Origin of the sequence: Candidatus Pantoea persica (genome assembly GCF_013753875.1) — a bacterium.
Classification (GTDB): Bacteria; Pseudomonadota; Gammaproteobacteria; order Enterobacterales; family Enterobacteriaceae; genus Pantoea; species Pantoea persica.
In genome coordinates, this window is sequence record NZ_SMDS01000017.1 from 294,090 (window position 1) to 320,016 (window position 25,927).

Here is a 25,927-nt window from a genome sequence, read left to right on the forward strand (position 1 = left end):
CGATGTTAACAGACAGCGTAGGGTACTATATATCCTTCATATCATGGAATCACGGCCGATGGGCTGCAACTTCATCAATTGGGCTATAGTTTGCGCCCTATCGCCACAATGTATACTTCACGCGAACGTGAACGCGAAGCGTCCGGCTTACGAATTTTCACTTTCGTAAACAGGGAGCGAATTTCCCGCAGGTATTCATCGAAGCCATCTCCCTGAAACACTTTCACAACAAAACTGCCGCCCGGCGCCAGGATATCCCGACACATTTCGAGCGCCAATTCTACCAAATACATCGACCGGGGAATATCGACCGCTGGCGTTCCGCTCATGTTAGGCGCCATATCCGACATGACAACCTGCACTTTCTGGTCGCCTACGCGCTCCAGCAGCGCGTTAATCACCAATTCTTCACGGAAATCGCCCTGAAGGAAATCGACGCCAACGATAGGATCCATAGGCAAAATGTCGCAAGCGATAATGCGTCCAGTCGAGCCGATCTGCTGCACCACATACTGTGACCAGCCACCCGGCGCCGCCCCCAGATCTACCACGGTCATACCAAGTTTGAAAAGCTTGTCACCCTGTTGTATTTCATCAAGTTTAAACCAGGCGCGCGAACGCAACCCTTTTTTCCGTGCCTGTAGCACATATTTATCGCTAAAGTGTTCCTGTAACCAGCGGTTGGAGCTGGCTGAACGCTTCTTACCCATCATAATTTTCTCAACTAAATCGTCATCGCAGCGATAAACCTGCACGCAATGGGTTGCGTTGATTTGGTGATAACCCCGAGATGGCGGTAGAATGAACCGTTTTCAATCCCTGAGTAAGCAAAAAATACGATGAATCTAAGTACCAAACAAAAATGGCACCTGAAAGGCCTCGCCCATCCACTGAAACCGGTGGTGATGCTGGGCGGCAACGGTCTGACCGAAGGCGTGCTGGCCGAAATCGAATCCGCGCTGGAACATCTCGAGCTGATTAAGGTGAAAATCGCCTCGGAAGATCGTGAAACTAAACAGCTGATCGTCGAGGCCATCGTACGTGAAACCAAGTCTTGCAACGTGCAGGTGATTGGTAAAACGCTGGTGCTGTATCGCCCTGCCAAAGAGAGCAAGATCTCCCTGCCGCACTGAGGCGCCGGTCGGGAAGCCGGGCAGAGAAAGTGACATGCTCCCGCATGGGATAAAAGGCCGCAGCACGGCTTTTTTCCATTCTTTACATTATGCTTTCGCACTTTTAAAAGCGTAGGAAGCTATTAAAGGTATTCCACCTTCAGGATTTCATACTCGACGTCGCCGCCTGGGGTTTTGATGACGGTCACATCGTCCGCCTCTTTGCCCACCAGACCGCGCGCCATCGGCGAATTCACCGAAATCAGATTCTGTTTAAAATCTGCTTCATCGTCGCCCACGATACGGTAGGTCGATTTTTCGTCGGTCTCGGTATTGAGCACGGTCACGGTCGCGCCGAAAATAATGCGCCCGTTGTTGGGCATCATGGTCACGTCGATCACCTGAGCATTGGAAAGTTTGGCTTCAATCTCCTGAATGCGGCCTTCACAAAAGCCCTGCTCTTCGCGTGCAGCATGATACTCTGCGTTCTCTTTCAGATCGCCGTGCTCGCGCGCTTCAGCTATAGAGGCAATGATGCGCGGGCGTCTTACTGTTTTCAGTTCGTTCAGCTCTTCGCGCAGCTTTTCTGCGCCCCGTAACGTCATCGGAATCTGATTCATTTAAGCTCCTCGCTCTATTCCTGTTTTAATGGCGGCGTCCTGACCTGTGTCCACAGAAAATCTGGTTCTGCAGGGTCTGACCCTCGTTTTGCAAATAAAAGAATCCTGGCCCGGAAAAGCTTCCGGCCCAGAAAGTGGTTTTGCATTTTGATACGTATTTTAACCCAGAGTTCTCTGCTGGTCATCGTTTACTTTCCACCGCAACGGGACGTAGTATTGACGCCTTCACCCACCAGTTAACATGAGATTATGCGATTTTCACGACTTGTTACCGGGCTAACCTGTTTGCTGCAGGCACAAGCAGCGCCAGTTGATCCCGTTGATGAATACATGCAGTACTTGCCAGACGGTGCCAACCTGGCGTTGATGATGCAGAAAATCGGGGCGGCGACGCCGATCATTGATTATCAAGGCAAACAGATGGCGTTGCCCGCCAGTACCATGAAGGTCATTACGGCGCTGGCGGCGCTACTTGAACTGGGCGGCGACTATCGTTTTCAAACCACCTTTAAAACCAAAGGCGCCATTAGCGACGGCACGCTGAACGGCGATCTGGTCGCCCGCTTTGCCGGCGATCCGACGCTGAGCAGTCAGGATCATGGTCGCCGCGCTAAAGAAGCAGGGCATCACCCATATCAGAGGCAATCTGGTTATCGACACCTTAGTGTTCGCCAGCCATGACATGGCGCCAGGCTAGCCGTGGAACGATCTGACGCAGTGCTTCAGCGCGCCGCCGGGCGCGGCGATTGTCGACAAAAACTGTTTCTCTGTTTCTCCGTCTCTCTCTACAGCGCCAGCACGCCGGGATAAACCGCTTTTGTGCGCATCGCCTCCTACTACCCCGCTCATATGCTCAGCCAGGTACGTAACATCGGCCTCAACAGCGGCGAAGGACAGTACCGCGAGCTGGACGTGGTGCCGGGCGAGCTTAACCGCTATACGCTGACCGGCTGTATGCGCCAGCGCGCAGAGCCGCTGCCGCTGGTGTTCGCTATGCAAGACGACGCTGCCTGGGCCGGCGAGATCCTGAAGCAGGAGCTGCGCTAGGCCGATATCGACTACAGCGGGCATCTGCTGCATCAGACAAAGGTCACTTCGCCAGGCACCGTGCTGGCTTCCACGCAGTCCGCACCGCTGCATTCGCTGCTGCATACTATGCTGAAGAAGTCGGACAATATGCCCGCCGACATGGTGTTCCGCACCATCGGCCATCACTACTTCAACGCGCCGGGCACCTTCCGCGCTGGATCGGATGCGATTCGCCGCATCCTGCGCGAGAAAGCCGATATCGATTTAGGCAACAGCATTCAGGTAGACGGCTCGGGCCTGTCGCGTCATGACCTGATCGCACCGGACACCATGATGCAAGTTCTGCAGTACATCGCTAAAAACGATGCGACGCTCGACTATATTTCGATGCTGCCGCTGGCGGGCCATGACGGCACGCTGCATGAAGCGGGCGTTGACGGCAAGTATCGGCGAAAACCGGCTCGCTGCAGGGCGTCTATAACCTGGCAGGCTTTATCACCACTGCCAGCGGCGCGCGCGTCGCCTTTGTGCAGTTTCTGTCGGGCTACGCCTTGCCGCCGCAGGATCAGCGCACGCGTCGCGTTCCGCTGGTGCGCTTTGAAAGCCGCCTTTACCGGGATATCTACCAGAACAACTAGCATATGAAAATCTTGATCGTCGAGGACGATACGCTGCTGCACAGTGCGCAATACAGTCGGCCTGCCAACCGCGACGGCGGCGATCTGCCGGTGCTGCCTCTGACGGCGCGCGATGCACTCGACGATCGCGTTCAGGGACCTGACGCTGGCGCTGATCCGCCGTTATCAGGGCCATAGCGACAACCTGCTGTAACAGGGCGATCTCACTCTGAATCTCTCTTCTCAGCAAGTGCTGCTGGAGAACCAGCCGCTCGATGTGACGCCGAAAGAGTTTGCGCTACTGACGCGCATCGGCCAGAATGTGCATAGTGAAACGCTGCAGCAGGATCTCTACAGCTGGCAGGACGATACCGGATCCAACACGCTGAAAGTGTATATCCACAATCTGCGCCGCAAGCTCGGCAAGGATCGCATCAAAACCGTGCGCGGCGTCGGCTATAGCCTGGAGCACCGCGAGTGAACAGCATGCGTCAGCGCTTGCTGATCATGCTGGCGCTGATCCTGCTGACCTGCCAGGTGATGAGCGCCTTCTGGCTGTGACATGAGAGCCGCGAGCAGATCGGCTTTCTCGTCAACGAAACCCTTTCCGCCAAAGCGCGCAACGATCGCGTCAAGAATGAGATCCGCAAGGCGATCGCGTCGCTGCTGCTGCCCTCTATCGTTATGGTCGGCCTGACGCTGGTGCTCTCTTTCTGGGCGATTAGCTGGATCGTGCGGGCGCTGCAGACCAGCCTGGCGCAGCAACCAGCTGCTGGCGCGACTCAACCATACGCTTGCAGCAGGACGTGCCGCAAAGCGAGATGCTGGCTGCTAGCGATCCTTCAGCCGCTGCAGCAGGAGCTGGCAGGACAGCGCCAGCAAACGCTTCACTGGCCGGCGGCCGACGTGGCGCCTGCCCAGGGCGAACCGGTGCTGCTGCGCAACCTGCTGGAAAATGCCTCGCGCTACAGCCCGCCGGGCAGCCAGATTACTGTGATGCTGGAAGCGGACGACGACGCCGTTTTCCTGAGCGTGATGGATGAGGGGCCGGGAATTGAGCCTGATGCGGCGGAGGAGCTGACCAAAGCGTTTCGCCGGCGCGATCGGCGCTATGGCGGCAGTGGACTGGGGCTGAATATCGTGCTGCGCATCCTGCAGATGCACTATGGCGAGCTAAATCTGATCAATCGCAGCGGGCTGATCGCCCGCTGCATGCTGCCGCTACGTCTTAACTGATCAGACGTGGGTATTCAGGCTGACGTAGTAGGTGCAGCCTGACTAGTTGTAGGTGTTCGCACCCGCGCCATACAGACAGATAGGAATGAGTATTGGCGTTGCCGGTGGTCTGGGCGTTGCCCTGACGGTAGTGGCGCTTGTCGAACAGGTTGTCGATGCCGACCGTGACGCTGGCGTATTTGTTGACATCATCGGTGCCGCTCAGGCCGACCACAGAGTAAGGGCTGACCTCGTCGGTCGCGCTGCCGGTGACCGCGTTGCCTTTGTAGTCATACTTCTTCGGCACCTGCTTGCCGTACCAGGTCAGGGTGGTCTGCAGCGACAGATCCTGCGTCGCTTGCCAGCTCAGCGTATACTCCGGAATAATCGACAGGCGATCGCCGGTCTCTATTCTTGCTTTGCAGCATATAGGTGAAGTTGTTATTCCACGCGATGCTCTCCGTCACCGGAATATTCACCGTACCTTCCAGGCCTTCTACCACCGCCTTCGGCACGTTTTCCCACTTATAGATGTCGGTGGTGCCGTTCGAGGCTTTGCCCGTCGGCGCATAGCCCGCCTCGATCTTGTTGCGGTAGTCGTTGCGGAACCAAGTCAGACCCGCCTGATACTCCTCATGCTTCCACTCCAGCTCAATCTCTTTGTTGATGCTGTTTTCCGCATTCAGATCCTTGTTGCCCTGCAGATAGCAGGCGCCGGTGCTGGCGGCGCAGCCCTGCCCGTTGCTGTAGAGCAGGTAGTTCGGGTTGGTCTGATAGAAGCTCGGCGCTTTATAAGCGCGGCCGATGCCCATTTTCAGCGTGAAGTCGTCTCCCAGCCCCTGCGACAGGTTCAGCGACGGGCTCCAGTTATCGCCGACGATAGAGTGGTGATCGAAACGCAGGCTGGGCGTCAGCATGGTGCTGTCGGTCAGCTCCATTTTGTCTTCCGCAAACAGCGAGAAAATCTCCGCCTGCGAATAGGGGCTGCGGCCAGTGCTGGAGATACCCGGCACCGAGCCGTTAGAAGTCGCCTGGGTGGTCGACGACGGACCCTTCATGCGCTGCTGATCCCATTCGGCGCCGAAAGTGGCGGTCTGATTCACCAGCAGGTCGAACGGCACGCTCACTTCGCTGTGCAGCAGCACGTCGTCGAGCTGAATGGTATTAAAGCCGCTGTTGGAGAAGATGCCTTCGGTGCCGCCGGCCAGCCCTTCGTTGATGCGCGAGTTGCGGTTATTTTCATAGCACGCATAGGTATTGGTGCTGACGCCGTTATCCCAGGCGCCGGTCCACTTCACCGAGAAGTTCTGGCGATAGAGGCGGTTGGTCTCTTTGCCATACAGGCTTTTCACCAGCGCGCTGGTGTTGGTGTTCTGCGTGTCGCCGGCATAAGAGGTTGCCCTGGCGGCTGTAGCCTGCCAAGAACTGCATCGGCGCGAAGGCCCAGCGCAACATAGCGTTAATGTCTTTAATGACGCCTTCGCGGCCCGCCGGGTAGCTGCCGGCATAGGTGCCGGTGCGATCCGCTGCATGCCCTTCGTTGATATCGTAGGCGTCCGCCTGCGTCTTCGCCAGGTTGCCGTAGAGGCGGAAGCTGACGTCGTCGCCCAGCGGCCCTTCTAGGCTGAAGTTGGTGCGGCGCGTGGCGCCTTCCTCTTTGTGCTCAGGCACGTTGTAGTAGGCGTTCCAGGAACCGTGCCACTGATTGTCATCATATTTTTGGGTGATGATGTTCACCACGCCTGGTCGCGGCAAGGCCGAGTTCAATCAAAATGGCGAATGACAAACGTGATAATTTAGGCATTTTTTATGTTCCTGGATTGCCTGCGGAAATCATACCGTTTCCTGCGGGCGCGCCGGTGAAAGAGTCTTTCCTTGCAAGCACGCGTTCCAGCCGAACCCATGCTTTCCTTCGCGGAACATTAGCCTGGCAGCGCAGGCAAATGAGGTGGATGGAACGCGCGCGCTCCCTGAACCTGAATAAGAGCGGGAAACATTCCATTGCAAATACAAATACAAATACAAATACAAATACAAATACAAATGATTAACAATAGCATTATTCGCAATATCTGCACAACAATGCGCGCATCAGGCCCAGTAAATAATGTATTTATGACATGGTTAACAAACGATACCGACAGTGAAGCCTAGTGGCAGAGCTTGCCATTGATTGAAACCGCCGACAACGGCGAATGCGACGTGACCTTCTTCTGGCGCGATCCGCAGGGCATCGAAATCACGTCGCCCACCCGGCGCGTCTGGATCAACATTACCGGCGTCACCGATCACCACCAGCATGCCGCCCCCCATTATCTCAGCCGTCTCGCCGGCACCGACGTCTGGTACTGGCGCACCCGTTTGCCCGCCAACTGGCGCGGCAGCTACTGTCTGATGCCCGACAGCGATCCAGCCGCCTTTGAGGACGAGCCGGATATGCAGGCTTTACGCGCCTGGTGGAGTCAGAAATTTCCTAGCGCGCAGAGCGACGCGCTGAACCCGCTGCGCGGCTGGTCAGACGGGCGCAGCATGCGCGTCTCGCCTCTTCATCCGCCGGACGCGCCCGACCAGCGCATCTGGCAGGCGGTAGATAAAGGCCGTGCGCCCGCCCTGCCGCTGCAGCACCATATCTGGCAGAGCGCGCGCTTTGGCAATTGCCGCTCGGTGTGGATCTACGCCACCGGCGCGGCGCAGCCAAGCGAGCGTCCGCTGGCGCTGCTGCTGGACGGCCAGTTCTGGGCCAACAGCATGCCGGTCGCCTAGCCGCTGCAGCAGCTTACTGACGCGGGCAAACTGCCGCCGGCGGTGTACGTGATGATCGACATCATCGATCGCGACCACCGCAGCCGTGAACGGCCCTGCAACCCCGAGTTCTGGCTGGCGCTGCAGGAAGAACTCCTGCCGCAGCTGCAGGGCTGGGCGCCGCATCGCAGCAGCGACGCCGATACTCTGGTCAGCGGGCAGTGCTTCGGCGGGCTGTCATCCGTCTATGCGGTGCTCAACTGGCTGCAGCGCTTTGGCGGCGCCGTCAGCCTCTCCGGCTCGTTCTGGTGGCCGGAGCGCGGCCAGCCCAACGGCAGAGTGATTCAGCAGCTGAAACAGGGCGCCTTTCGCGATGCGCCGTCGCGCTTCTACCTGGAAGCCGGTCGCCGCGAGCATTTGATTTTTAAAGCAAACCAACAACTTAAACAGGACCTCTCCGCCGCGGGGCATCAGGTTCTTTTCCATCCGGTCGACGGCGGCCACGACGCGCTTTGCTGGCTCGTCGGCCTGCTCAACGGACTGAAAGCAATGTGGCAGCATATTCTTTAAATTAAATCGCTTATCTCGCCCGGCAGACTGGGGCAGGAGACCGACATGCAACTCAATCCCTTTGACGATCCGCAGCAGGATTGTCACGTGCTAAAGAACGATCGGCAGCAGTACAGCCTCCGCGCAGCCTGCGGGCTGGCAGCGCGTACTTGGCCCTCAGCCGCAGGCGGAATGCCTGGCCTGGCTTAATGCGAACTAGCGCGATATTCGCCCGGCGCTTCCTACCGCAAACCGTAGCAACCATGTCTGAGATCCTGATGAATCCACAACACACCGAACAGAAGCTTATGCCGCTAGTGGCGGCGCAGCCCGGCATCTGGATTGCCGATCAGCTCACGAAACACGCCAACGCCTATGCGGTGGCGCACTTTGTCGAACTGCGTGGCAAGATCGACAGCGCGCGGCTCGCCGAGGCGATCGTCGCGGGCATGCGGGAAGCCAATACGCTGAATATGGCTTTCGGCGAGCAGGAAAGCGAAGCGGTACAGTGGTTGTCGCCGCAGGCGTTCTCGCTGCCGGAGGTGATCGACCTACGCGGTGAGGCCGATCCCGACGCCGCCGCCCGTGCGCGCCGATATGGCGAGCGAGCGGCGCGCCGCTCTGGCATCACCAGCTGATGCGCCTCGGCGATCGGCACTGGTACTGGTACTGGTACTGGTACCAGCGCTACAACCACCTGGTGGTGGACGGCTTCAGCTTTACCGCCCTGACGCGCCGCATCGACAACCGATACAGTGCCGCGATGCGCGACGAAACGCCAGAGCCGACGCCCTTTGTGCCGTTCAGCAACGTGGTGGAGGAGTACCAGCGCTATCAGGCCTCTCCGACCTGACAGCGCGACCGTGAATACTGGCGCGAGAAGAGCGCGCAGCTGCCACCGCCCGCAACGCTTTCGCCGCTGCCGCTGGCCGGACAGAGAGCCGGCACCGCGCTGCTGCGCCACGCCTTCTCGCTGGATCGCGCGCTGTTCCAGTTGCTGACCCAGCAGATGGCCGTCAGTGCTGCCGACACCGCCTTTGCGCTGGTGGCGCTCTGGCTGGTGCGCCTCAGCGGGCAGAACGATTTCGCGGCGGGCTTTATCTTTATGCGCCGCATCGACTCTGCGGCGCTGTGCGCCACCGGCCCGGTGATCAACGTGCTGCCGATGGCGGTGCGCTACAGCCCCGATCAGCCCCTTGCCGCGCTGGCGCAGCAGCTGGCCGCGCTCGGTTTTTCTGTCGCTGGCGCTGCAGGCCATCGTCAGCGTCGGCGCGGCCTATTTGCTGCTCGACACTGGCTACCCCGACGACCGCCTGCAGCTGATGCTGGGGAATGCCGCGCCGAAGATGCTGCTGACCAGCCGCGAGCTGGCGACGCGCCTGGCGGCGATTTCGCCGGTCGCGCCGCACTTCTACGACGCGCTGCTGCCTGACACCGCCGTTGACGATCTGCCGCAGGCGCCGCGCCCGCAGGACGGCGCCTATATCATCGATACCTCCGGCTCGACCTGCCGCCCGAAAGGGATGCTGATCGGACGCGAGGCGATCGTCAATCGCCTGCTGTGGATGCAGGTGAGCTATCCGCTCAACGCCGACGACGTGGTGCTGCAGAAGACGCCCAGCAGCTTCGACGTCTCGGTGTAGGAGTTCTTCTGGCTACTGATCGTCGGCGCGCAGTTAGTGATGGCGCCGCCGGAGGCACACCTCGAGCCCGACGCGCTGCAGCAGCTTTTCGCCCGCTATCGCGTGACCACCACCCACTTTATGCCCTCGATGCTGGCGGCGTTTATCGCCTCGCTGAACGACAAAGCCGCCGTGGCGCGCTGCGCCAGCCTGCGCCGCGTCTTCTGCAGCGGCGAAGCGCTGCCCGCCGATCTATCACGCCAGTGGGAAACCCTGATGCAGACCGCGCTGCACAATCTCTACCTCTACGGCCCGACCGAGGCGGCGGTGGACGGCGACAGCGTGCCGATCGGCTTCCCGGTCTGGAACATGGAGCTACGCATCCTCGACGCGCGCCTGCAGCCGGTGCCGCCGGGCGTCGCCGGCGATCTCTATCTTACCGGGGTGCAGCTGGCGCACGGCTACCTTGACCGCCCCGACCTTACCGCCAGCCGCTTTGTCGCCGATCCCTTCGGCCACGGCACGCGCATGTACCGCACCGACGACGTGGCGCGCTGGCTCGCCAACGGCGCGGTGGAGTATCTGGGCCGCAGCGACGATCAGCTGAAGATCCGCGGCCAGCGTATCGAGCTGAGTGAAATCGACCATGCGCTGGCGTCGCTGCTGGGCGTGCTGCAAGCGGTCACTCACGCGGTGGTGCTTGGCAACGCCGGATCGCAGCAGGGCGATGCGCGTCAGCTGGTTGGCTACGTGGTGGCGGATCAGCCGATCGACGCCATGCACGCCGCGCTGGCGCAGCTACCGGCCCATATGGTGCCGGTGGCGATCGTCGCGCTCAACGCGCTGCCGCTGAGCAGCAACGGCAAGCTGGATCGTAAAGCCCTGCCGCTGCCCCAAAGCCGCACGGGCGAAGCGGGCCGCGTCCGGGACTGGAGACGCAGCTGGCGGACGCCTTTGCCGTGCTGCTGGCGATGCGGCTGGCGGCGCAAAATGCCGGCTTCGAGCCGCTGCTGCCACTTCGTCGCGGCAGCGGCCCGACGCTGTTCTGCTTCCATCCCGCCTCGGGCTTCGCCTAGCAGTTCAGCGTTCTGCAGCGCTATCTCGACGCGCGCTGGTCGATTGTCGGCATTCAGTCGCCGGACGCCAGCGGCCCGCTCAACCAGGCGGCGCATCTCGACGCCGTGTGTGAGGCGCACCTCGCCATGCTGCGCCAGCAGCAGCCGCACGGCCCCTACTACTTCCTCGGCTATTCGCTGGGCCGCACCCTGGCGCAGGGCATCGCCGCGCGGCTGGAAGCGGCGGGCGAAGAGGTGGCGTTCCTCGGCCTGCTCGATACCTAGCCACCGGAAACGCAGAACTGGGATGAAAAACGCGGCGAGAATCAGCTCGATCCGGCGGTGCTAGAGGAGGTGAACCGCGAGCGCGAGCAGTTTGTCGCCGCGCAGCGCCAGCAGGCGGAAGAAGGTCTGGAGGCGATGTTCGACGCCATTGAGGCCAACTACGCCAGCTCATTCTGACTGCTGGCGACGGCGCGCAGCGCGCGCTTCAACGACCGTGCCACGCTGTTCCTCGCCACCCAAACGCAGCAGCCGGGTCAGGATGCGCGACGCGCCTGGGCGCCTTATGTCGGCGAGCTTGATGTGCGGCCGCTGGACTGCGCCCACGTGGAGATTATCTCGCCGCGCATGTTCGAGCAAATCGGCCCGCAGTTGCAGCAATTGCTGGCAAAGTTTGCCTGACGTTTTTTTACAGGCAGCTGATTAGCTCGAAAAGCGGATGGTATAGCCCGAAGAGCAAAGCGTCCCGCGACAAGGATGTCGCGGGTCGAGCGAGCAGGGATGCGTAAGCGACTTTGCGATCGGGCCATACCATCCGCTTTGGCACCTGTCTCCTACACCATCCATACTCAGGTTTTGGCTAGCCTCTCAGTTGCTGCCGCGCCCCAGCGGCACAATCATCGGCGTCTTCGCCACCGGATCCTTGACAATAATGCAGCGCAAGCCGTAGACCGCCTCAATCAACGCTGGCGTAACGATCTCGGACGGCCTGCCCTCGGCCACAAACTAGCCGTTGCGCATGGCGATCAAGTGGGTGGCGTAGCGGCACGCCTGATTAAGATCGTGCAGCAGCAGCGTCTGCTGCGCTAGCACCATGGCGATCCAGACGCGCTGGCGCTGGCCGCCAGAGAGCTGATCCACCGGCTGTGCGGCGATATCGGCGACGCCGGTTGCCCGCATCGCCTGCTGCACCGCGGCTTCGTCTTCGTCGCGCCAGCGGCCAAATAGCGACTGATGCGGATAGCGGACGCGCGCTACCAGCTCGCTTGCCCGTAGGCGTCTGCGAGCTTTGCGGCAGCAGACCGAGACGTCGCGCCACCTCTTTAGTGGAGAGGCAGGAAATCGCCTCACTGTCCAGCAGCACCTGTCCCTGCAGCGGCGAGGTCAGCCAGCTTAGCGCCCGCATCAGCGCGCGCACGCTGATGCCGATAATAATCAGCCGAAAGGTTTCGACGCCGTTGCGCCAGGCAAACAGCCAGACCACGCCCGCCGTCAGCAGGCCGTCCAGCAGCGCCGCCAGCATCCAGAGGGTATGGATCATCGCTCGGCTCATAGCTGCCCTCTCCCCAGCTTGCGGCGCACCAGCACAATCAGCATCGGCGCGCCGAGCAGCGCAGTGACCACCGAAACGCGCAGCTCGCCAGGCACCAGCAGGCGCCCGAGAATATCGGCCGCCAGCAGCAGACAGGGCGTCATCAGCAGCGTGCCGGACAGCATCCAGCGATGATCGTTGCCGAGCAGCCAGCGCGCCAGTGCGGCGTCATCAGCCCGACGAAGGCGATGGGGCCGACGGCGGCGGTGGCCGCACCGCTCAGCAAAGCGATAGCCAGCAGCCCCAGCAGCTGGGTGCGCGCCACGCGCGTGCCGAGCACCGTAGCCAGATCGCCGCCCATGCTCAGGCTGTTGAGCGCGCGCGCCAGCAGCAGCGACGACAGCAGCACACCGCCAAAGGCGAAACCGAGCCAGTCGGCGGGCGAATCCGCGCCGAACAACGCAATGCCCAACACCACGGCGAAGCCGGCACCTGCGTTGACGCCAAGAATGCCGGGATCAGCGAGTGGATTGCCCGTCAGGCTCAGCATCAACGCGCAGCCCGGCCACAGTGTACGCGGCAGGCGCGCTTCGCGCACGATGATGCAGTCTGCGCTGCCGCAGTTAGTGGTTAAAGCAAGAGAGAGATCGTGGAGGGGGATGAATTTTGCGCCGAGCATCAGGCTGAGCGCGAGCAGGAGCAGGAGCAGGAGCAGGAGCAGGAGCAGGAGCAGGAGCAGGAGCAGGAGCAGGAGCAACAGCAGCATCCCTGAGGCGGCTATTGCGGTGAGTTGGCGCATAACGTTCCGAACCTTAACTATTTAACTGACACAACTAGCGCGTCAATTTGATAATGATACTTGTTATCGCTATTACTCGTATTTTGTATGTTACCATGATTCGCCCTAACCATAACGAGGAAAACCGCAGTAAAAGGCGACGAAATGAATAAATCCTCCCATTTGATCGATCTCAGCCTGTTGAAGACGCATTCCGCTTTCCGCGCCATTTTTATCGCCCGCTTTATCTCCATCGTTGCGCTCGGCATGCTGGCCGTCGCCGTGCCGGTACAGATCCAGCAGCTGCCCCATTCGCCTGCGCTGGTGGGGCTGGCGGTCACGCTGTCGGGTGCCGGCATGTTTGTCGGTTTTCTGACCGGCGGCGTGCTGGCAGATCGCTATGAGCGCAAGCGTTTGATCCTGCTGGCGCGTTCCACCTGCGGGCTGGGCCTTGTCGGGCTGGCGATTAACGCCGTGCTGCCGACCCCCTCGGTAAGCGCCGTTTTCCTGCTGGGGCTGTGGAACGGCTTTTTCGGCGCGCTTGGCGTGACCGCGCTGTGCAGGCGGGCGATATCACCATGCTGACGGTGCGCTTCGGCTCGATACTTTCGTCTGCCATCGGCAGGCTGGTGATGGAGCACGGCGGCGCGGTGTGGAACTACGGCCTCGCCGCGTTTGGCACGCTGCTCAACGTCCTGACCCTGCTGCGGCTGTCGGTGATGCCGCCGCCGCAGCCGCGTGAACATCCGCTGCGGGCGCTCGCCAGCGGCGTGCAGTTCATGTTTGCCGCTCCGCTGGTCGGCATAGCGGCGGTGACCGGCGCGCTGGTGACGCTGGCCAGCGCGGTGCACGTGCTCTATCCGGCGCTGGCGCCGCACTGGCAGGTGAGCCTCGACCAGCTGGGCCTGATGTATGCCGCGGTGCCGCTCGGCACGGCGCTGGGCTCGCTGACCAGCAGGCGGCTGGCCCAGTCGCCGCAGCCCAGCAGGCTGATCCTAGCCAGCGCCATCGCCGCCTTTGTGGCGCTGGGGCTGTTCAGCCTGATGCCTTGGTTCGCGCCTGGTCTGGTTTACCTGGCGGCGTTTGGCTACTTCAGCGCTATCAACAGTCTGGTGCAGTACGCCATGATCCAGTCGCTGACGCCGGACGCGCTGCTGGGACGCATCAACAGCCAGTGGACGGCGCAGAACGTTACCGGCGACGCGATCGGCGCACTGGGCAGCTGTCTGCTGACGCAGCAGGCCGCCGCTTTTTTCGGTTTCGGCGCGGCGCTGCTGGGGATGGTGATGTGGATCCTGATGGCGCGGCTGTGACGCTATCAGCCACCAGCGCCGACGCTGGCGGACGAGGCGTCATGACTTAACGAATAGCTGCTCAAGACGCGCCAGCAAATGCGTGGCGCTGTAGTAGTCGAGACGGAAGATCTCCGCCCCCAGCGCGTAAACCTAATGCTGCTTTACTGCTGCCGAAGGGATTCTGCATGACCTGCTGCGCGGTCTTATCCTCCGCGGCGAACAGCAGGAAGGTGTTGCCGTTCAGGCCGCTGGCGACGTTATCGCCGGAGAGCTGAATGATGTCTTTTCTCTGCCCCATGCTGTGCAGCTGCTGCAGGCCGGCAGGCGGCATGGCCAGGGTAAAGCCAAGCTGTTCCAGCAGCTTGCCCTGCGCCGATTCGCTGGTCCAGAGGTTGACTGCGCGGCCGTCGCCGTTCACCACCATCGCCGAGACGGGCTGCGGCGGCAGCGCGATCTTGCTTTTCAGCGCCGCCTCTTGCGCATCGAACGCCTTGACGCACGCCGCCGCGGCCTCATAGCCGGCAGCCTGGCCCAGCAGCGTAACCAGCTGCTGCCAGCTTTTATCGCCATAGTTCACCACCAGCATCGGCGCAATGGTGGAGAACTGATCCACCAGCTTGATGGCGGAGTCGTTGCCTGTGGCACTGACGATAATCAGATCGGGCGCTTCCACCGCCACCGCTTCGGGGCTCGACTCGCCGATATAGAGCCGTTTGACCCCTTTCTGCTTCGCTACCGCGCCCCACTGACGGAAAAAGCCCTGCTCATCGGCCAGGCGACTGCCGGGCGCAGTAGCGCCGCTGGCGATCACCGGCGCGTCGATCGCCAGCAGCGAGCCGGTCAGCATGACGCTGGTTGAAACGATACGCTGCCGTTCGCGCCTTACACATTGCTCGGCCAGCTGTCATCGGCCCGAGCCAGAGAAGTCATTGCCGTCAACGCCACAGAAATCAGCGCGACAGCCGCCAGGAAACTCCGCTTAACCATAAGCACTGGTCCACCATTTGTGAGAAAACCTTGCCCGGTAATTCCTCCTAATCGCATCGCGCTTCAGGACAGTATGCCGCACACTCCGGCGTAATCAACGTAGGTTACAGGGCCATAACACAAATGATAATCATTGTTAATTATCTTATCATTTATAGGTGAAAATTATGGGGGAAACGTTGACGTTTGGAAATCCCCTGCTTCAGGATTTCTCCGCGCTGTGAAGGAGATTTATCTTCACATCGCCTTGGCGCAGCATCGCCACTGCTGCGCAAGCAGGGACGCGACTTCAGTTCCTGCCCGCTCGCCGGCTCCGCGCGGCGCGATGTCGATCCGCAGCGCGATCGCGAAGCGGGCGATCCCCTGATGCGCTCCACGAAAGATCGCCACGAGCACAAGCTGGTGACCGACGCGATGCGCGACGTGCTGCAGCCGCGCAGCCGCCTGCTCTCCGTGCCCGCGGCGCCGTCGCTGCTCACCACCGCCACGCTGTGGCATCTGGCGACGCAGATTGACGGCGAAGCACGCGACGAGCGGGAAAACGCCCTGTCGCTCGCCTGCCTGCTGCATCCGACCCCTGCCCTGAGCGGCTTTCCGCACCAGCGCGCCCAGCAGCTGATTCAGACGCTGGAGCCGTTTGAGCGCCAGCTGTTCGGCGGCATTGTCGGCTGGTGCGACGACCAAGGCAACGGCAAATGGGTAGTGACCATCCGCTGCGGCACCGTGCACGGCGCGCGCGTGCGCCTGTTTGCCGGCGCGGGCATCGTGGCAGATTTGCAACCGGAATCAGAATGGCGCGAGACCGGAGTCAAGCTCGACACCATGCTGCGCGCTTTTGGAATGCAATAAAGGAAATACCATGTAGATCCCATATAACCGCTAGCCAGAGGATCTGGCGGCCCGTTACCGCGAAAAAGGTTACTGGCTGGATGTGCCGATGACCGATATCCTGGCGCGTCATCAAACCAGCGACGCCATCGCCGTTCTTGAGGGCGATCTGCAGCTGAGCTACCGCGAGCTGGCGCAACGCAGCGACAATCTGGCGGCGGCGCTGCAACGTCGCGGCATTAAAAACGGCGACACCGTGCTGGTGCAGCTTGGCAACGTCGCCGACTTCTACGTCACCCTGTTTGCGCTGTTCAAGCTGGGCGTCACGTCGGTCTATGCTCTGTTCAGCCACCAGCGCACCAAGCTGCAGGCCTATGCCGCGCAGATCGAGCCTGCGCTGCTGATCGCCGATCGCAGCCATGCCCTCTTTGCCGACGACAGTTTTATCGACGCGCTGTGCTCGGCGCAGCCGGCGCTGCGTCAGGTGATCCTGCGCAATAGCGACCAGGCGGAGAATACGCTGGAGGCGCTGATGGCCGAAGCGGCAGGCGACTTCCAGCCGACGCCGACCGCTACCGACGAAGTGGCGTTTTTCCAGCTTTCCGGCGGCAGCACCAGCACGCCCAAGCTGATCCCGCGTACCCACAACGATTACTACTACAGCGTCCGCGCCAGCGACGAGATCTGCGCCATCACCGCCGACAGGCACTACCTGATCGCCCTGCCCGCACCGCATAATTTCGCCATGAGTTCGCCCGGCCCGCTGGGCGTCTTCTACGCCGGTGGTCAGGTGATCCCGGCCGAAGACCCCAGCGCCACCCACAGCTTCCAGCTGATTGAGAAGCATCAGGTCACCGATACCGGTCTAGTACCACCCGCCGTCAGCCTCAGTCTGCAGGCGATCAATAAGTGGGTCAGCTACAAGACGCTGGCGTCGCTGCAGCGTATGCAGGTAGGCGGCGCCAAGCTGGGAGAAACCCTAGCGGTGCGCATTCAGAGCGAAATAGGCTGCAGGCCGCAGCAGGTGTTCGGCATGGCCGGAGGGGTGGTGAACTACACGCGCTTCGACGACGGCGAGACCACCATTTTCACCACTCAAGGTCGTCCGATTTCGCCGGACGACGAAGTCTGGGTGACGGACGAGAACGACGATCCGCTACCGAGCAGCGAGGTTGGCCGCCTGATGACGCGCGGTCCTTACACCTTCCGCGGCGACTATAAAAGCACGGAGCACAACGCGGCCAGCTTTGACGTCAACGGTTTTTACTGCTCGGGCGATCTGATCGAGATTAACCCGCAGGGCTACATTACTGTGCAGGGCGGCGAGAAGATCGCAGCGGAAGAGATCGAAAACCGGCTACAGCGCCATCCCGACGTGATTCATGCGGCGCTGGTGTCGATACATGACGAGCTGATGGGCGAAAAGAGCTGCGCCTTTATCGTCGCCCGCCAGCCGATTAAGCCGGTGGCGCTGCGCCGCCATCTGCGCGAGCTGGGCGTCGCCGAATATAAACTGCCCGATCGTATTACCTGCGTGGATAAACTGCCACTGACGCCCGTCGGCAAAGTTGACAAGAAACGCCTGCGCCAACAGCTTGCCGATCAACAAGCGCAAGCCTGACCTGTTCCGGAGATTTTATGGCTATTCCAAAACTGACCTCATACTCACTGCCCGCCGCCGCTGAGCTGCCCACCAACAAGGTGAAATGGACGCTGGAGCCGCAGCGCGCCGCGCTGCTGATTCACGATATGCAGGCCTACTTCCTTAACTTCTGGGGCGAGAACAGCCCGCTAGTCAATCAGGTGGTAGAGAACATCGCTCGCCTGCGCGCCTACTGCAAAGCGCAAGGCATTCCGGTGTTCTACACCGCCCAGCCCAACCAGCAGAGTGATGAAGATCGCGCGCTGCTCAACGATATGTGGGGTCCGGGGCTGAACAAGCATCAGGAACAGCAGAAAATTGTCGATGCGCTGGCACCCGACGCCAACGACCATGTGCTGACCAAGTGGCGCTACAGCGCCTTTGTGCGCTCGCAGCTGGAGTCGACTCTGAAAGAGATGGGCCGCGATCAGCTGATTATCACCGGCGTTTACGCCCATATCGGCTGCCTGACCACCGCGACCGACGCCTTTATGCGCAATATCTAGCCCTTTATGGTGGCGGACGCGCTGGCGGACTTCAGCCGCGAAGAGCATATGATGGCGCTGGCGTCAGGTGCACGGCGATATCGACTTCGTCAGCCTGGCGAAAAACCCCTCCATCGACGGCTGGTGGGCGCTGCTGTCACGGGAGCCTGCGCAATGAGCCAGACTTTCGACTTCATCGGCAAAATCGTCTGGGTGACCGGCGCCGGTCAGGGCATCGGCTATCCACACCGCGCTCGCCTTTCATGCGGCGGGCGAGCAGGTGCAGGGCTTCGACCAGCGTTTTCACGACCAGAACTACCCCTTTGCCTGCCATACGCTGGACGTAGCCGATCCAGAGCAGTTTAACACCCTCTGCCAGCGCCTGCTGGCGGAGCAGCCGCGCCTCGACGTGCTGGTGAACGGCGCGGGCATCCTGCGTATCGGCGCCACCGACGAGATTGCCTTTGCGGATTTCCAGGCGTGCCTGGCGGTCAAAGTTGGCGGCGCCTTCAATATGTTCCAGCAGACGCTGCCGGTTTTCCGTCAGCAGCGTGCCGGCGCCGATCGTCACCATCGCCTCTAACTCGGCGCACGCGCCGCGTATCGGCATGTCCGCCTATAGCGCATCGAAGGCTGCGCTGCGCAGCCTCTGCCTGACGGTCGGCCTGGAGATGGTGCCGTTCGGCGTGCACTGCAATATCGTCTTGCCCGGCTCCACTGATACCGAGATGCAGCGCAGCCTGTGGCATACGTCAACCGCCGAGCAGGAGATGATCGACGGCTTCCCGAAACAGTACAAACTGGGGATCCCGCTGCACAAGATCGCCAAACCGCAGGAGATCGCCCATAACGTGCTGTTCCTCGCGTCAGATCTCGCCAGACACGTGGTGATGCAGGATATCGTGGTCGACGGCGGCGCGACGCTGGGAGCCTGATTGATGGCCATCTGGAAACGCGACATCGACCTCGATGCGCTGAACGCCATGGGCGATAACTCGCTGGTGGCGCATATCGGCATCCGCTTTACCGCTATCGGCGACGATTATCTGGAAGCGGTGATGCCGGTGGACACGCCACCCCTCATCCTTTCGGCCTGCTGCACGGCGGCGCGTCGGTAGTGCTGGCGGAGTCGATGGAATCGATTGCCAGTTACCTCTGCACCAACGAGGGCAAAAGCGTGGTGGGCACCGAGGTGAACGCCAGCCATCACCGCCGCACTTCAGCGACGAAGTGCGCGGTGTCTGCCGCCCGCTGTATCTCGGCTCGCGCAGCCAGGTGTGGCAGGTTGAGATCCGCAATGCGCGAGGCCAGCTCTGCTGCTCGTCGCGCCTGACGGTGGCGGTGCTGGGCCAATAAAAAGGGGACCGCTTTCGCTGTCCCCTTTGTCTGGCATTAACGCTGGTAGATGATTTCGACGCCTTCGTCGTCATCTTCTTCCCAGTCGTCATCCTACTCTTCATCTTCTTCCACCGCATTTTCAATCGCTTCGCGATGGTAGTCGTCCCACATAAAGGCGACTTTTTCTGGTTTCTGCTCTTCTGCTTCCGCTTCTTTCGGGTTGGCGTTGATGAAACTCATCACGTCCCAGCAGAGCTCCTGCACGCCCTGCCGGCTTGCCGCCGAGATCAGGTAGTACCGCCCTTCCCAGCCCAGCGTCTCGGCAACCGCTTTGGCGCGCGCCTGCGCTTCCTCTTCGCCGATCACGTCGATTTTATTGAACACCAGCCAGCACGGCTTGTTGAACAGCTTGTCGCTGTATTTCTCCAGCTCGCCGAGAATGATGCGGGCATTTTCCACCGGATCGGATTCGTCGATTGGCGCAATGTCGATCAGGTGCAGCAGCACGCGGCAGCGCTCCAGGTGCTTCAGGAAGCGAATGCCGAGGCCAGCGCCATCGGCGGCGCCTTCAATCAGGCCCGGAATATCGGCCACCACGAAGCTCTGCTCGCTGTCCATACGCACCACGCCCAGGCTTGGCACCAGGGTGGTAAACGGATAGTCCGCCACCTTCGGTTTGGCCGCCGATACAGCGCGGATAAAGGTCGATTTGCCGGCATTCGGCAGGCCGAGCATGCCGACGTCGGCCAGCAGCATCAGCTCAAGCTGCAAATCGCGCTTCTCGCCCGGCGTGCCCATGGTTTTCTGGAGCGGGGTACGGTTAACCGACGACTTAAAGCGGGTGTTGCCCAGGCCGTGCCAGCCACCTTTGGCGACCATCAGCTTTTGCTCGTGACGCGTCATATCGCCCAGCGTTTCGCCGGTGCCCTGATCGATCACGCGCGTGCCGACCGGCACCTTGACAATAATGTCCTGACCGCGCTTGCCGGTACAGTCGCGGCTCTGGCCGTTCTGACCGCGTTCAGCGCGGAAGGATTTTTCGAAGCGGTAGTCAATCAGGGTATTCAGGTTTTCGTCGGCAACTAGATAGACGTCGCCGCCGTCGCCGCCGTCGCCGCCGTCCGGGCCGCCCTTAGGAATATACTTCTCGCGGCGGAAGCTGACGCAGCCATTACCGCCATCGCCGGCAACCACCAGAATTTTCGCTTCATCAACAAACTTCATTTTCTTTCTCCGTCACACAATCTCCCGAAGCGCAGAACACGGCTTACGAGCGGGTCCGCCAGGGTCTCTCTGCGCTGACCGGCGGCGGATAAATCAGGACTGATTTTCATCAGGCGTACATAAAGTGTACAGCACTATTTCTGCGACAGGTCGCAGAATGTAAAAAGCCCCGCAATGGCTGCGGGGCTTTTATTTGTGCGTTCAGACTGTGACTGTCTGCATCACGACAACCTTACTCAGCAACGATGCTGATGTATTTACGGTTGTTCGAACCTTTCACTTCGAATTTTACTTTGCCGTCTGCTGTAGCGAATAGAGTGTGGTCACGACCACAGCCTACGTTGTTACCCGCGTGGAATTTGGTGCCGCGCTGACGAACGATAATGCTGCCTGCCAGAACAGATTCGCCACCGAAACGTTTTACGCCCAGACGTTTTGCATTGGAGTCACGACCGTTACGAGTCGAGCCACCAGCCTTTTTATGTGCCATTTGTCAGATCTCCTCTTAAGCGCTGATGCCAGTAATTTTCACATCAGTGAACCACTGACGGTGGCCAGCCTGCTTACGGTAGTGCTTACGACGACGAAACTTAACGATTTTAACTTTCTCGCCACGACCGTGAGCAACGATTTCAGCCTTGATCACGCCACCTGAAACAAGTGGCGCGCCGATTTTCACGTCTTCGCCATTTGCGATCATCAGCACTTGGTCAAACTCGATAGTTTCACCGGTTGCTTTGTCCAGCTTTTCCAAGCGAACGGTCTGACCTTCGCTTACTCGGCGTTGTTTACCACCACTTTGGAAAACCGCGTACATTAAAATAAAACTCCGCTTCTGCGCATGCCTTTCGTTCATCAGGCGGCGCGATAAATATTCACAATAGGACCCAAATTCTACGCAAATCTCCAGCAGAAGACAAGTGCACTTTGCACTCTCTTGCAGAAAAGAAACACAGGCCGATCGCAAACGTTTCTCATCCAGAAAATTCAAGTACAATTAGTAACAGATTACCTGAACTCAGGCTGGTTAAAACAGGTACCATTAGCCGTTGAAACGAGTCAAAGCTGAACAGACGAATGAACTTAGAACAGATAAATGAATTAACCGCGCAGGATATGGCGGCCGTCAACCAGACCATCCTCGACCAGCTGAATTCCGAGGTCTCGCTGATCAATCAGCTTGGCTATTACATCATCAGCGGCGGCGGCAAGCGCATCCGTCCAATGATCGCCGTGCTTTCGGCACGCGCGCTGGGCTATCAGGGCGATCTGCACGTAACTAACGCGGCACTAATCGAATTTATCCACACTGCCACGCTACTGCATGACGACGTGGTGGATGAATCCGATATGCGCCGCGGGAAAGCCACTGCCAACGCGGCGTTCGGCAACGCGGCCAGCGTGCTGGTGGGAGATTTTATATACACACGCGCCTTTCAGATGATGACCAGCATGGGCTCGCTGCGTATTCTGACGCTGATGTCGGAAGCGGTAAATGTCATCGCCGAAGGCGAAGTGCTGCAGCTGATGAACGTCAACGATCCCGACATCACGGAAGAGAGCTATATGCGCGTGATTTACAGCAAAACCGCGCGTCTGTTTGAAGCTGCCTCGCAGGCCTCGGCTATTCTGGCCGAGGCGAACCCGGTGCAGGAGCAAGCGATGCAGGATTATGGACGCTATCTCGGCACCGCTTTCCAGTTAATTGACGATCTGCTCGACTACAGCTCCGATGGAGCCAAGCTGGGCAAAAATACCGGCGACGACCTGAGCGAAGGCAAGCCGACGCTGCCGCTGCTGCACGCGATGCATCACGGCACGTCGGCGCAGGCGATGATGATCCGCGAAGCGATCAAACAGGGCAACGGCCGTCATCTTCTAGAACCGGTGCTGGCCGCGATGCAGCAGTGCGGCTCGCTGGAGTGGACGCGCAAGCGCGCCGAACAGGAAGCGGACAAGGCGATTGAGGCGCTTGCCGCCCTGCCGGAGTCGCCGTGGCGCAGCGCGCTGGAATCGCTAGCGCATATGTCCGTTCAGCGTGATTTCTGATGCCCCAGCGGAGCGGCACCCGCCGCTCCGCTGTTTTTCTGCCCGCCTCACTTTTTCCCGCAACGTCCTCTGTTTGTTGCTGCACTTTTGCGCGCTGACCTGCACTTCGCCGCATCAGTCCAAAAATTAATGGAAACTATCTGTTATGAGATTCCATAAATTTCCAGATAATGGTTCGGTAAGTTCTCTCATTGCACGAGGTAGATTTCACACCAGCGATAAGGAGAATCCGGTATGTATAAAAGGAACGAAGACTGGCATCCTGCCGATATTATCGCCGCGCTGTCGCGCCTGGTGGGTTTGAGTTCGTTGACGTTAGCCAACGCCCTCTCGCGCCCTTGGCCGAAGGGAGAGTGGCTGATTGCCGACGCGATTGACGTCCATCCGGCAGAGATCTGGGCAAGCCGCTACTACGATCCGCAGACGCATCGGCTGCTGGATCGCAAAAAGCGCATTCGATTGCCCATCACGCTATAGAAAATCCCACCGACGCCTGACGATCCTGCAGGCGAAAAAAACTAGCCGCGTGAATGCGACTGGTTTCATGCTGGCTATGGGGGCTTATTCGCCGCTTACGCGCTTGATCTGTGCGCCCATCGCTTTCAGCTTGTCTTCGATGTGCTCATACCCACGATCGATGTGGTAGATGCGATCCACAAGCGTGGTGCCTTCGGCGATACAGCCCGCCAGCACCAGGCTTGCCGACGCGCGCAGATCCGTCGCCATCACCTGCGCGCCGGAGAGTTTTTCCACGCCGTGGCAGATAGCGGTATTGCTCTCGATCTCGGCGTGCGCGCCCATGCGAATCAGCTCCGGAATATGCATAAAGCGGTTTTCGAAGATAGTTTCCGTGATCACGCCGGTGCCCTCTGCGACCAGGTTCAACAGGGTGAACTGCGCCTGCATATCCGTCGGGAAGCCCGGGTGCGGCACGGTGCGCACGTTGACCGCTTTCGGACGCTTGCCGTGCATGTCTAGGCTGATCCAGTCGTCGCCGATTTCAATGTCGGCGCCTGCGTCGCGCAGTTTCGCCAGTACGGCGTCCATCGTGTCCGGCTGGGTATTGCGGCACAGCACCTTACCGCCTGAAATCGCCGCTGCCACCAGGAAGGTGCCGGTTTCGATACGGTCCGGCAGAACGCGATAGACACCGCCGCCGAGGCGCTCAACACCCTCAATGGTAATTTTGTCGGTGCCAGCGCCGCTGATCTTCGCGCCCAGCGCAATAAGGAAATTAGCGGTATCGACGATTTCCGGCTCGCGCGCCGCGTTTTCGATGATGGTCACGCCGGTAGCCAGCGTCGCCGCGCTCATGATGGTAACCGTCGCGCCGACGCTGACTTTATCCATCACGATATGCGCGCCTTTCAGACGGCCATCGACCGAGGCCTTCACGTAGCCCTCTTCCAGCTTGATCTCCGCGCCCAGCTGCTCCAGGCCCGTAATATGCAGATCCACCGGACGCGCGCCGATGGCGCAGCCGCCAGGCAGCGAAACCTGTCCCTGGGCAAAGCGTGCCACCAGTGGTCCCAGCGCCCAGATAGAGGCGCGCATGGTTTTCACCAGCTCGTACGGCGCACAGAAGATATCCACTTTGCTGGCGTTGACGTGCACGGAGCCGTTGCGCTCAACCTTCGCACCCAGCTGGCTCAGCAGCTTCATAGTGGTATCAATATCACGCAGCTTCGGCACGTTCTGGATCTCGACTGGCTCTTCGGCCAGCAACGCAGCAAACAGAATCGGCAGCGCGGCATTTTTCGCCCCGGAAATGGTCACTTCACCACTCAGACGGGTAGGGCCTTGCACACGAAATTTGTCCATTAACACGGCTCTCAATTAACTAAAAACAGGTCAGACTCGCCAGCGGCGAGCGCGCCACGCTGAATGCTCAGAAACCGTTGAGTTTACGGTCGCGCGCCCATTCAGCGGGGATATAGGTTTTAATGGAGACAGCATGAATGCGGTTGTCGGCAATATATTCCATCAGCGGCGCGTAGACGGCCTGCTGCTTTTTCACGCGGCTCAGCTCGCCGAACATTTCGCCAACGGCGATCACCTGAAAGTGGCTGCCGTCGTTGCTCATCACATGCACTTCTTCCAGCGGCAGCGCTTGCATCAGCACGGCCTGAATTTCACTGTTTTCCATTGCTCATTGCTTCACTTGAAAATGATAAAGGGTGCCATCTTAGAGGAAAGCGGCGGACTCTTAAACATGCAAAAGCCCCTGCGAACAACAGGGGTTTAGCAGGCTTAGGCGGGATCAGCGGCTTTTTTCCGCAGAAACAATAATCTGCTGAAGGTTGTAGAGCGTAATCAGCGACTGCAATTTATCGCTGACGCCGCTGAAGCGCGGCGTGACGCCCTGCGCACGGGCGATCTCCTGCAGGTGCACTAGCAGGGCCAGGCCGGCTGAATCGACGCGCGCCAGGCCGGAAACGTCGATGATCTCGACCTTATTGATCAGCGTGTTGCGCTGCTGCCAGAGCGCCAGCAGCGTATCGCGATCCAGTTCGCCGTAGAGCGACAGGGTGCTGGCGTCACGCTGCCAGCGTAATGACTCATGCATCGTTACTGTTTATCCAGCGTAATCGGCTGCGCCGCGTAGGTTTTCAGCTGTGCAGTCAGGCCGTCAATGCCTTTGGTGCGCAGCAGGTCGCTCCACTCGTTCTGTTTCGTGGTGATCATGCTGACGCCTTCCGCCACCATGTCATACGCCTGCCAGTTGCTGGTCTGGCTGTTTTTGCGCCACTGGAAGTCCAGGCGCACCGGCGGACGGCCGTTGGGATCGAGAATGGTGACGCGAATGGCGAGGATTTTGGCGTCGCCCAGCGGCTGCTCCGGCTGGATCTGGTAGGTCTGGCCGTGATAAAGCGCCAGCGCCTGGCCGTAGGCCTGTGCCAGATAGTCGCCGAAGGCGCTGAAGTAGGCGTCGCGCTGCGCCGGCGTCGCTTCGCGGTAGTAGCGGCCCAGCACTAAGGCGCCGGCGTATTTAATCTGCACATAGGGCAGCAGCTCCTGACGCACGATATCGCGCAGGTAATTCGGTTTCTGTTTGATTTTCGACTGCTCATTTTTTAGACGCGTAAAGGTTTTGTCCGCCGCCTCATTCATCAGCTTGTAAGGGTTACTTTGATCGGCGGCCTGCACCGCCGTCAGCGGCGCAACCACCAGCATGGCAATCATCATTAAACGTTTAAACATTGTGT

General features: G+C 60.1%; 18 protein-coding genes and 14 pseudogenes. 17 read left to right on the forward strand and 15 right to left on the reverse strand.

Annotation, left to right across the window (positions count from 1 at the left end; all coding sequences use genetic code 11):
* Positions 1-83: 83 nt before the first annotated feature.
* On the reverse strand, positions 84-713 hold the full coding sequence (rlmE, locus tag EIO60_RS08450; RefSeq protein ID WP_258576553.1) for a 23S rRNA (uridine(2552)-2'-O)-methyltransferase RlmE: 630 nt from the start codon (positions 711-713) through the stop codon (positions 84-86).
* Between the two features lie 126 nt (positions 714-839).
* On the opposite strand from rlmE, the gene yhbY reads away from it, so the two are divergent.
* A complete protein-coding gene (gene yhbY, locus EIO60_RS08455; protein ID WP_258576497.1) occupies positions 840-1,133 on the forward strand; it encodes a ribosome assembly RNA-binding protein YhbY in 294 nt (97 codons plus the stop codon).
* 122 nt (positions 1,134-1,255) lie between these two features.
* On the opposite strand, the gene greA is transcribed toward yhbY, so the two are convergent.
* Positions 1,256-1,732, reverse strand: a complete 477-nt coding sequence (gene greA / locus EIO60_RS08460; protein WP_258576498.1) for a transcription elongation factor GreA — start codon at positions 1,730-1,732, stop codon at positions 1,256-1,258.
* 249 nt (positions 1,733-1,981) lie between these two features.
* On the opposite strand from greA, the pseudogene dacB reads away from it, so the two are divergent.
* The 3 pseudogenes from dacB (at position 1,982) to EIO60_RS08475 (ending at position 4,614) form a co-directional block, all read left to right on the forward strand.
* A pseudogene (gene dacB / locus EIO60_RS08465) lies at positions 1,982-3,399 on the forward strand (serine-type D-Ala-D-Ala carboxypeptidase).
* Between the two features lie 3 nt (positions 3,400-3,402).
* A pseudogene (locus EIO60_RS08470) lies at positions 3,403-3,859 on the forward strand (winged helix-turn-helix domain-containing protein).
* A pseudogene (locus EIO60_RS08475) lies at positions 3,856-4,614 on the forward strand (ATP-binding protein). The pseudogenes EIO60_RS08470 and EIO60_RS08475 overlap by 4 nt, the downstream one beginning before the upstream one ends.
* Positions 4,615-4,656: 42 nt before the next feature.
* Here the strand turns inward: EIO60_RS08475 and EIO60_RS08480 are convergent.
* A pseudogene (locus EIO60_RS08480) lies at positions 4,657-6,336 on the reverse strand (FepA family TonB-dependent siderophore receptor); the annotation flags it as partial.
* Between the two features lie 29 nt (positions 6,337-6,365).
* On the opposite strand from EIO60_RS08480, the gene EIO60_RS08485 reads away from it, so the two are divergent.
* From EIO60_RS08485 to EIO60_RS08500, 4 genes and pseudogenes are all read left to right on the forward strand, one after another.
* Positions 6,366-6,644: a hypothetical protein gene (locus EIO60_RS08485; RefSeq protein ID WP_258576499.1), complete on the forward strand. Its 279-nt coding sequence runs from the start codon at positions 6,366-6,368 to the stop codon at positions 6,642-6,644.
* 118 nt (positions 6,645-6,762) lie between these two features.
* Positions 6,763-7,905 (forward strand): annotated as a pseudogene (gene fes / locus EIO60_RS08490) (enterochelin esterase).
* A gap of 257 nt (positions 7,906-8,162) precedes the next feature.
* Positions 8,163-8,522 carry a condensation domain-containing protein gene (locus EIO60_RS16680; protein ID WP_374058157.1) on the forward strand — a complete coding sequence of 120 codons (360 nt, stop codon included), beginning with the start codon at positions 8,163-8,165 and terminating at the stop codon, positions 8,520-8,522.
* Positions 8,522-11,245 (forward strand): annotated as a pseudogene (locus tag EIO60_RS08500) (amino acid adenylation domain-containing protein). Before EIO60_RS16680 ends, EIO60_RS08500 begins: the two are co-directional and overlap by 1 nt.
* A gap of 186 nt (positions 11,246-11,431) precedes the next feature.
* On the opposite strand, the gene EIO60_RS16685 reads toward EIO60_RS08500, so the two are convergent.
* The 4 genes and pseudogenes from EIO60_RS16685 to EIO60_RS08515 form a co-directional block, all read right to left on the reverse strand.
* Positions 11,432-11,566: a hypothetical protein gene (locus EIO60_RS16685; protein WP_374058158.1), complete on the reverse strand. Its 135-nt coding sequence runs from the start codon at positions 11,564-11,566 to the stop codon at positions 11,432-11,434.
* Positions 11,567-11,569: 3 nt separating this feature from the next.
* On the reverse strand, positions 11,570-11,914 hold the full coding sequence (locus tag EIO60_RS16690) for an ATP-binding cassette domain-containing protein (RefSeq protein WP_374058159.1): 345 nt from the start codon (positions 11,912-11,914) through the stop codon (positions 11,570-11,572).
* Positions 11,915-11,948: 34 nt separating this feature from the next.
* Positions 11,949-12,083, reverse strand: a pseudogene (locus EIO60_RS08510) (iron-enterobactin ABC transporter permease); the annotation flags it as partial.
* 29 nt (positions 12,084-12,112) lie between these two features.
* A pseudogene (locus tag EIO60_RS08515) lies at positions 12,113-12,774 on the reverse strand (iron chelate uptake ABC transporter family permease subunit).
* Here EIO60_RS08515 and EIO60_RS08520 point away from each other — a divergent pair.
* Entirely contained in the window at positions 12,745-12,867 is a 123-nt protein-coding gene (locus EIO60_RS08520; RefSeq protein WP_258576500.1) for a hypothetical protein, read from the forward strand. The pseudogene EIO60_RS08515 and the gene EIO60_RS08520 overlap by 30 nt on opposite strands.
* Positions 12,868-13,038: 171 nt before the next feature.
* A pseudogene (entS, locus tag EIO60_RS08525) lies at positions 13,039-14,186 on the forward strand (enterobactin transporter EntS).
* Positions 14,187-14,225: 39 nt separating this feature from the next.
* Here the strand turns inward: entS and fepB are convergent.
* Positions 14,226-15,098: pseudogene (gene fepB / locus EIO60_RS08530) on the reverse strand (Fe2+-enterobactin ABC transporter substrate-binding protein).
* Positions 15,099-15,410: 312 nt separating this feature from the next.
* On the opposite strand from fepB, the pseudogene EIO60_RS08535 reads away from it, so the two are divergent.
* From EIO60_RS08535 to EIO60_RS08555, 5 genes and pseudogenes are all read left to right on the forward strand, one after another.
* Positions 15,411-16,004, forward strand: a pseudogene (locus EIO60_RS08535) (chorismate-binding protein); the annotation flags it as partial.
* Positions 16,005-16,047: 43 nt separating this feature from the next.
* Positions 16,048-17,604 (forward strand): (2,3-dihydroxybenzoyl)adenylate synthase, encoded by a 1,557-nt coding sequence (locus EIO60_RS08540; protein WP_258576554.1) that lies wholly within the window; start codon positions 16,048-16,050, stop codon positions 17,602-17,604.
* A gap of 17 nt (positions 17,605-17,621) precedes the next feature.
* Positions 17,622-18,288 (forward strand): annotated as a pseudogene (locus EIO60_RS08545) (isochorismatase family protein).
* Positions 18,285-19,045, forward strand: a pseudogene (gene dhbA / locus EIO60_RS08550) (2,3-dihydro-2,3-dihydroxybenzoate dehydrogenase). The pseudogenes EIO60_RS08545 and dhbA overlap by 4 nt, the downstream one beginning before the upstream one ends.
* A 3-nt stretch (positions 19,046-19,048) precedes the next feature.
* Positions 19,049-19,466: pseudogene (locus tag EIO60_RS08555) on the forward strand (hotdog fold thioesterase).
* 93 nt (positions 19,467-19,559) lie between these two features.
* Here the strand turns inward: EIO60_RS08555 and cgtA are convergent.
* The 3 genes from cgtA to rplU all read right to left on the reverse strand — a co-directional run bounded on the left by cgtA (position 19,560) and on the right by rplU (position 21,489).
* Positions 19,560-20,672, reverse strand: coding sequence for an Obg family GTPase CgtA (gene cgtA / locus EIO60_RS08560; protein WP_258576501.1), 1,113 nt, complete (start codon positions 20,670-20,672; stop codon positions 19,560-19,562).
* Positions 20,673-20,904: 232 nt separating this feature from the next.
* Positions 20,905-21,162, reverse strand: a complete 258-nt coding sequence (gene rpmA, locus EIO60_RS08565; protein ID WP_258576502.1) for a 50S ribosomal protein L27 — start codon at positions 21,160-21,162, stop codon at positions 20,905-20,907.
* A 15-nt stretch (positions 21,163-21,177) separates the two neighbouring features.
* Positions 21,178-21,489: a 50S ribosomal protein L21 gene (gene rplU, locus EIO60_RS08570; protein ID WP_258576555.1), complete on the reverse strand. Its 312-nt coding sequence runs from the start codon at positions 21,487-21,489 to the stop codon at positions 21,178-21,180.
* A 260-nt stretch (positions 21,490-21,749) separates the two neighbouring features.
* On the opposite strand from rplU, the gene ispB reads away from it, so the two are divergent.
* Positions 21,750-22,721 carry an octaprenyl diphosphate synthase gene (gene ispB, locus EIO60_RS08575; protein WP_258576503.1) on the forward strand — a complete coding sequence of 324 codons (972 nt, stop codon included), beginning with the start codon at positions 21,750-21,752 and terminating at the stop codon, positions 22,719-22,721.
* A gap of 234 nt (positions 22,722-22,955) precedes the next feature.
* Positions 22,956-23,198, forward strand: a complete 243-nt coding sequence (locus EIO60_RS08580; RefSeq protein WP_258576504.1) for a helix-turn-helix domain-containing protein — start codon at positions 22,956-22,958, stop codon at positions 23,196-23,198.
* An 84-nt stretch (positions 23,199-23,282) separates the two neighbouring features.
* Here EIO60_RS08580 and murA read toward each other — a convergent pair whose 3' ends face one another.
* From murA to mlaC, 4 genes are all read right to left on the reverse strand, one after another.
* The gene (murA, locus tag EIO60_RS08585) at positions 23,283-24,542 is read right to left on the reverse strand and encodes a UDP-N-acetylglucosamine 1-carboxyvinyltransferase (protein WP_258576505.1); all 1,260 of its coding nucleotides are present in this window, start codon (positions 24,540-24,542) and stop codon (positions 23,283-23,285) included.
* A gap of 67 nt (positions 24,543-24,609) precedes the next feature.
* Positions 24,610-24,867 carry a BolA family iron metabolism protein IbaG gene (gene ibaG / locus EIO60_RS08590; protein WP_258576506.1) on the reverse strand — a complete coding sequence of 86 codons (258 nt, stop codon included), beginning with the start codon at positions 24,865-24,867 and terminating at the stop codon, positions 24,610-24,612.
* Between the two features lie 114 nt (positions 24,868-24,981).
* Positions 24,982-25,287: a lipid asymmetry maintenance protein MlaB gene (gene mlaB / locus EIO60_RS08595; RefSeq protein ID WP_258576507.1), complete on the reverse strand. Its 306-nt coding sequence runs from the start codon at positions 25,285-25,287 to the stop codon at positions 24,982-24,984.
* A gap of 2 nt (positions 25,288-25,289) precedes the next feature.
* Positions 25,290-25,922, reverse strand: a complete 633-nt coding sequence (gene mlaC / locus EIO60_RS08600; protein WP_258576508.1) for a phospholipid-binding protein MlaC — start codon at positions 25,920-25,922, stop codon at positions 25,290-25,292.
* Between the last annotated feature and the right edge of the window lie 5 nt (positions 25,923-25,927).

Bases quoted from the DNA above. Each gene is read 5' to 3' on its own strand.
- rlmE (WP_258576553.1), bottom strand. From the start codon at position 713: ATGATGGGTAAGAAGCGTTCAGCCAGCTCCAACCGCTGGTTACAGGAA.
- yhbY (WP_258576497.1), top strand. From the start codon at position 840: ATGAATCTAAGTACCAAACAAAAATGGCACCTGAAAGGCCTCGCCCAT.
- greA (WP_258576498.1), bottom strand. From the start codon at position 1,732: ATGAATCAGATTCCGATGACGTTACGGGGCGCAGAAAAGCTGCGCGAA.
- EIO60_RS08485 (WP_258576499.1), top strand. From the start codon at position 6,366: ATGGCGAATGACAAACGTGATAATTTAGGCATTTTTTATGTTCCTGGA.
- EIO60_RS16680 (WP_374058157.1), top strand. From the start codon at position 8,163: ATGAATCCACAACACACCGAACAGAAGCTTATGCCGCTAGTGGCGGCG.
- cgtA (WP_258576501.1), bottom strand. From the start codon at position 20,672: ATGAAGTTTGTTGATGAAGCGAAAATTCTGGTGGTTGCCGGCGATGGC.
- rpmA (WP_258576502.1), bottom strand. From the start codon at position 21,162: ATGGCACATAAAAAGGCTGGTGGCTCGACTCGTAACGGTCGTGACTCC.
- rplU (WP_258576555.1), bottom strand. From the start codon at position 21,489: ATGTACGCGGTTTTCCAAAGTGGTGGTAAACAACGCCGAGTAAGCGAA.
- ispB (WP_258576503.1), top strand. From the start codon at position 21,750: ATGAACTTAGAACAGATAAATGAATTAACCGCGCAGGATATGGCGGCC.
- EIO60_RS08580 (WP_258576504.1), top strand. From the start codon at position 22,956: ATGTATAAAAGGAACGAAGACTGGCATCCTGCCGATATTATCGCCGCG.
- murA (WP_258576505.1), bottom strand. From the start codon at position 24,542: ATGGACAAATTTCGTGTGCAAGGCCCTACCCGTCTGAGTGGTGAAGTG.
- ibaG (WP_258576506.1), bottom strand. From the start codon at position 24,867: ATGGAAAACAGTGAAATTCAGGCCGTGCTGATGCAAGCGCTGCCGCTG.
- mlaB (WP_258576507.1), bottom strand. From the start codon at position 25,287: ATGCATGAGTCATTACGCTGGCAGCGTGACGCCAGCACCCTGTCGCTC.
- mlaC (WP_258576508.1), bottom strand. From the start codon at position 25,922: ATGTTTAAACGTTTAATGATGATTGCCATGCTGGTGGTTGCGCCGCTG.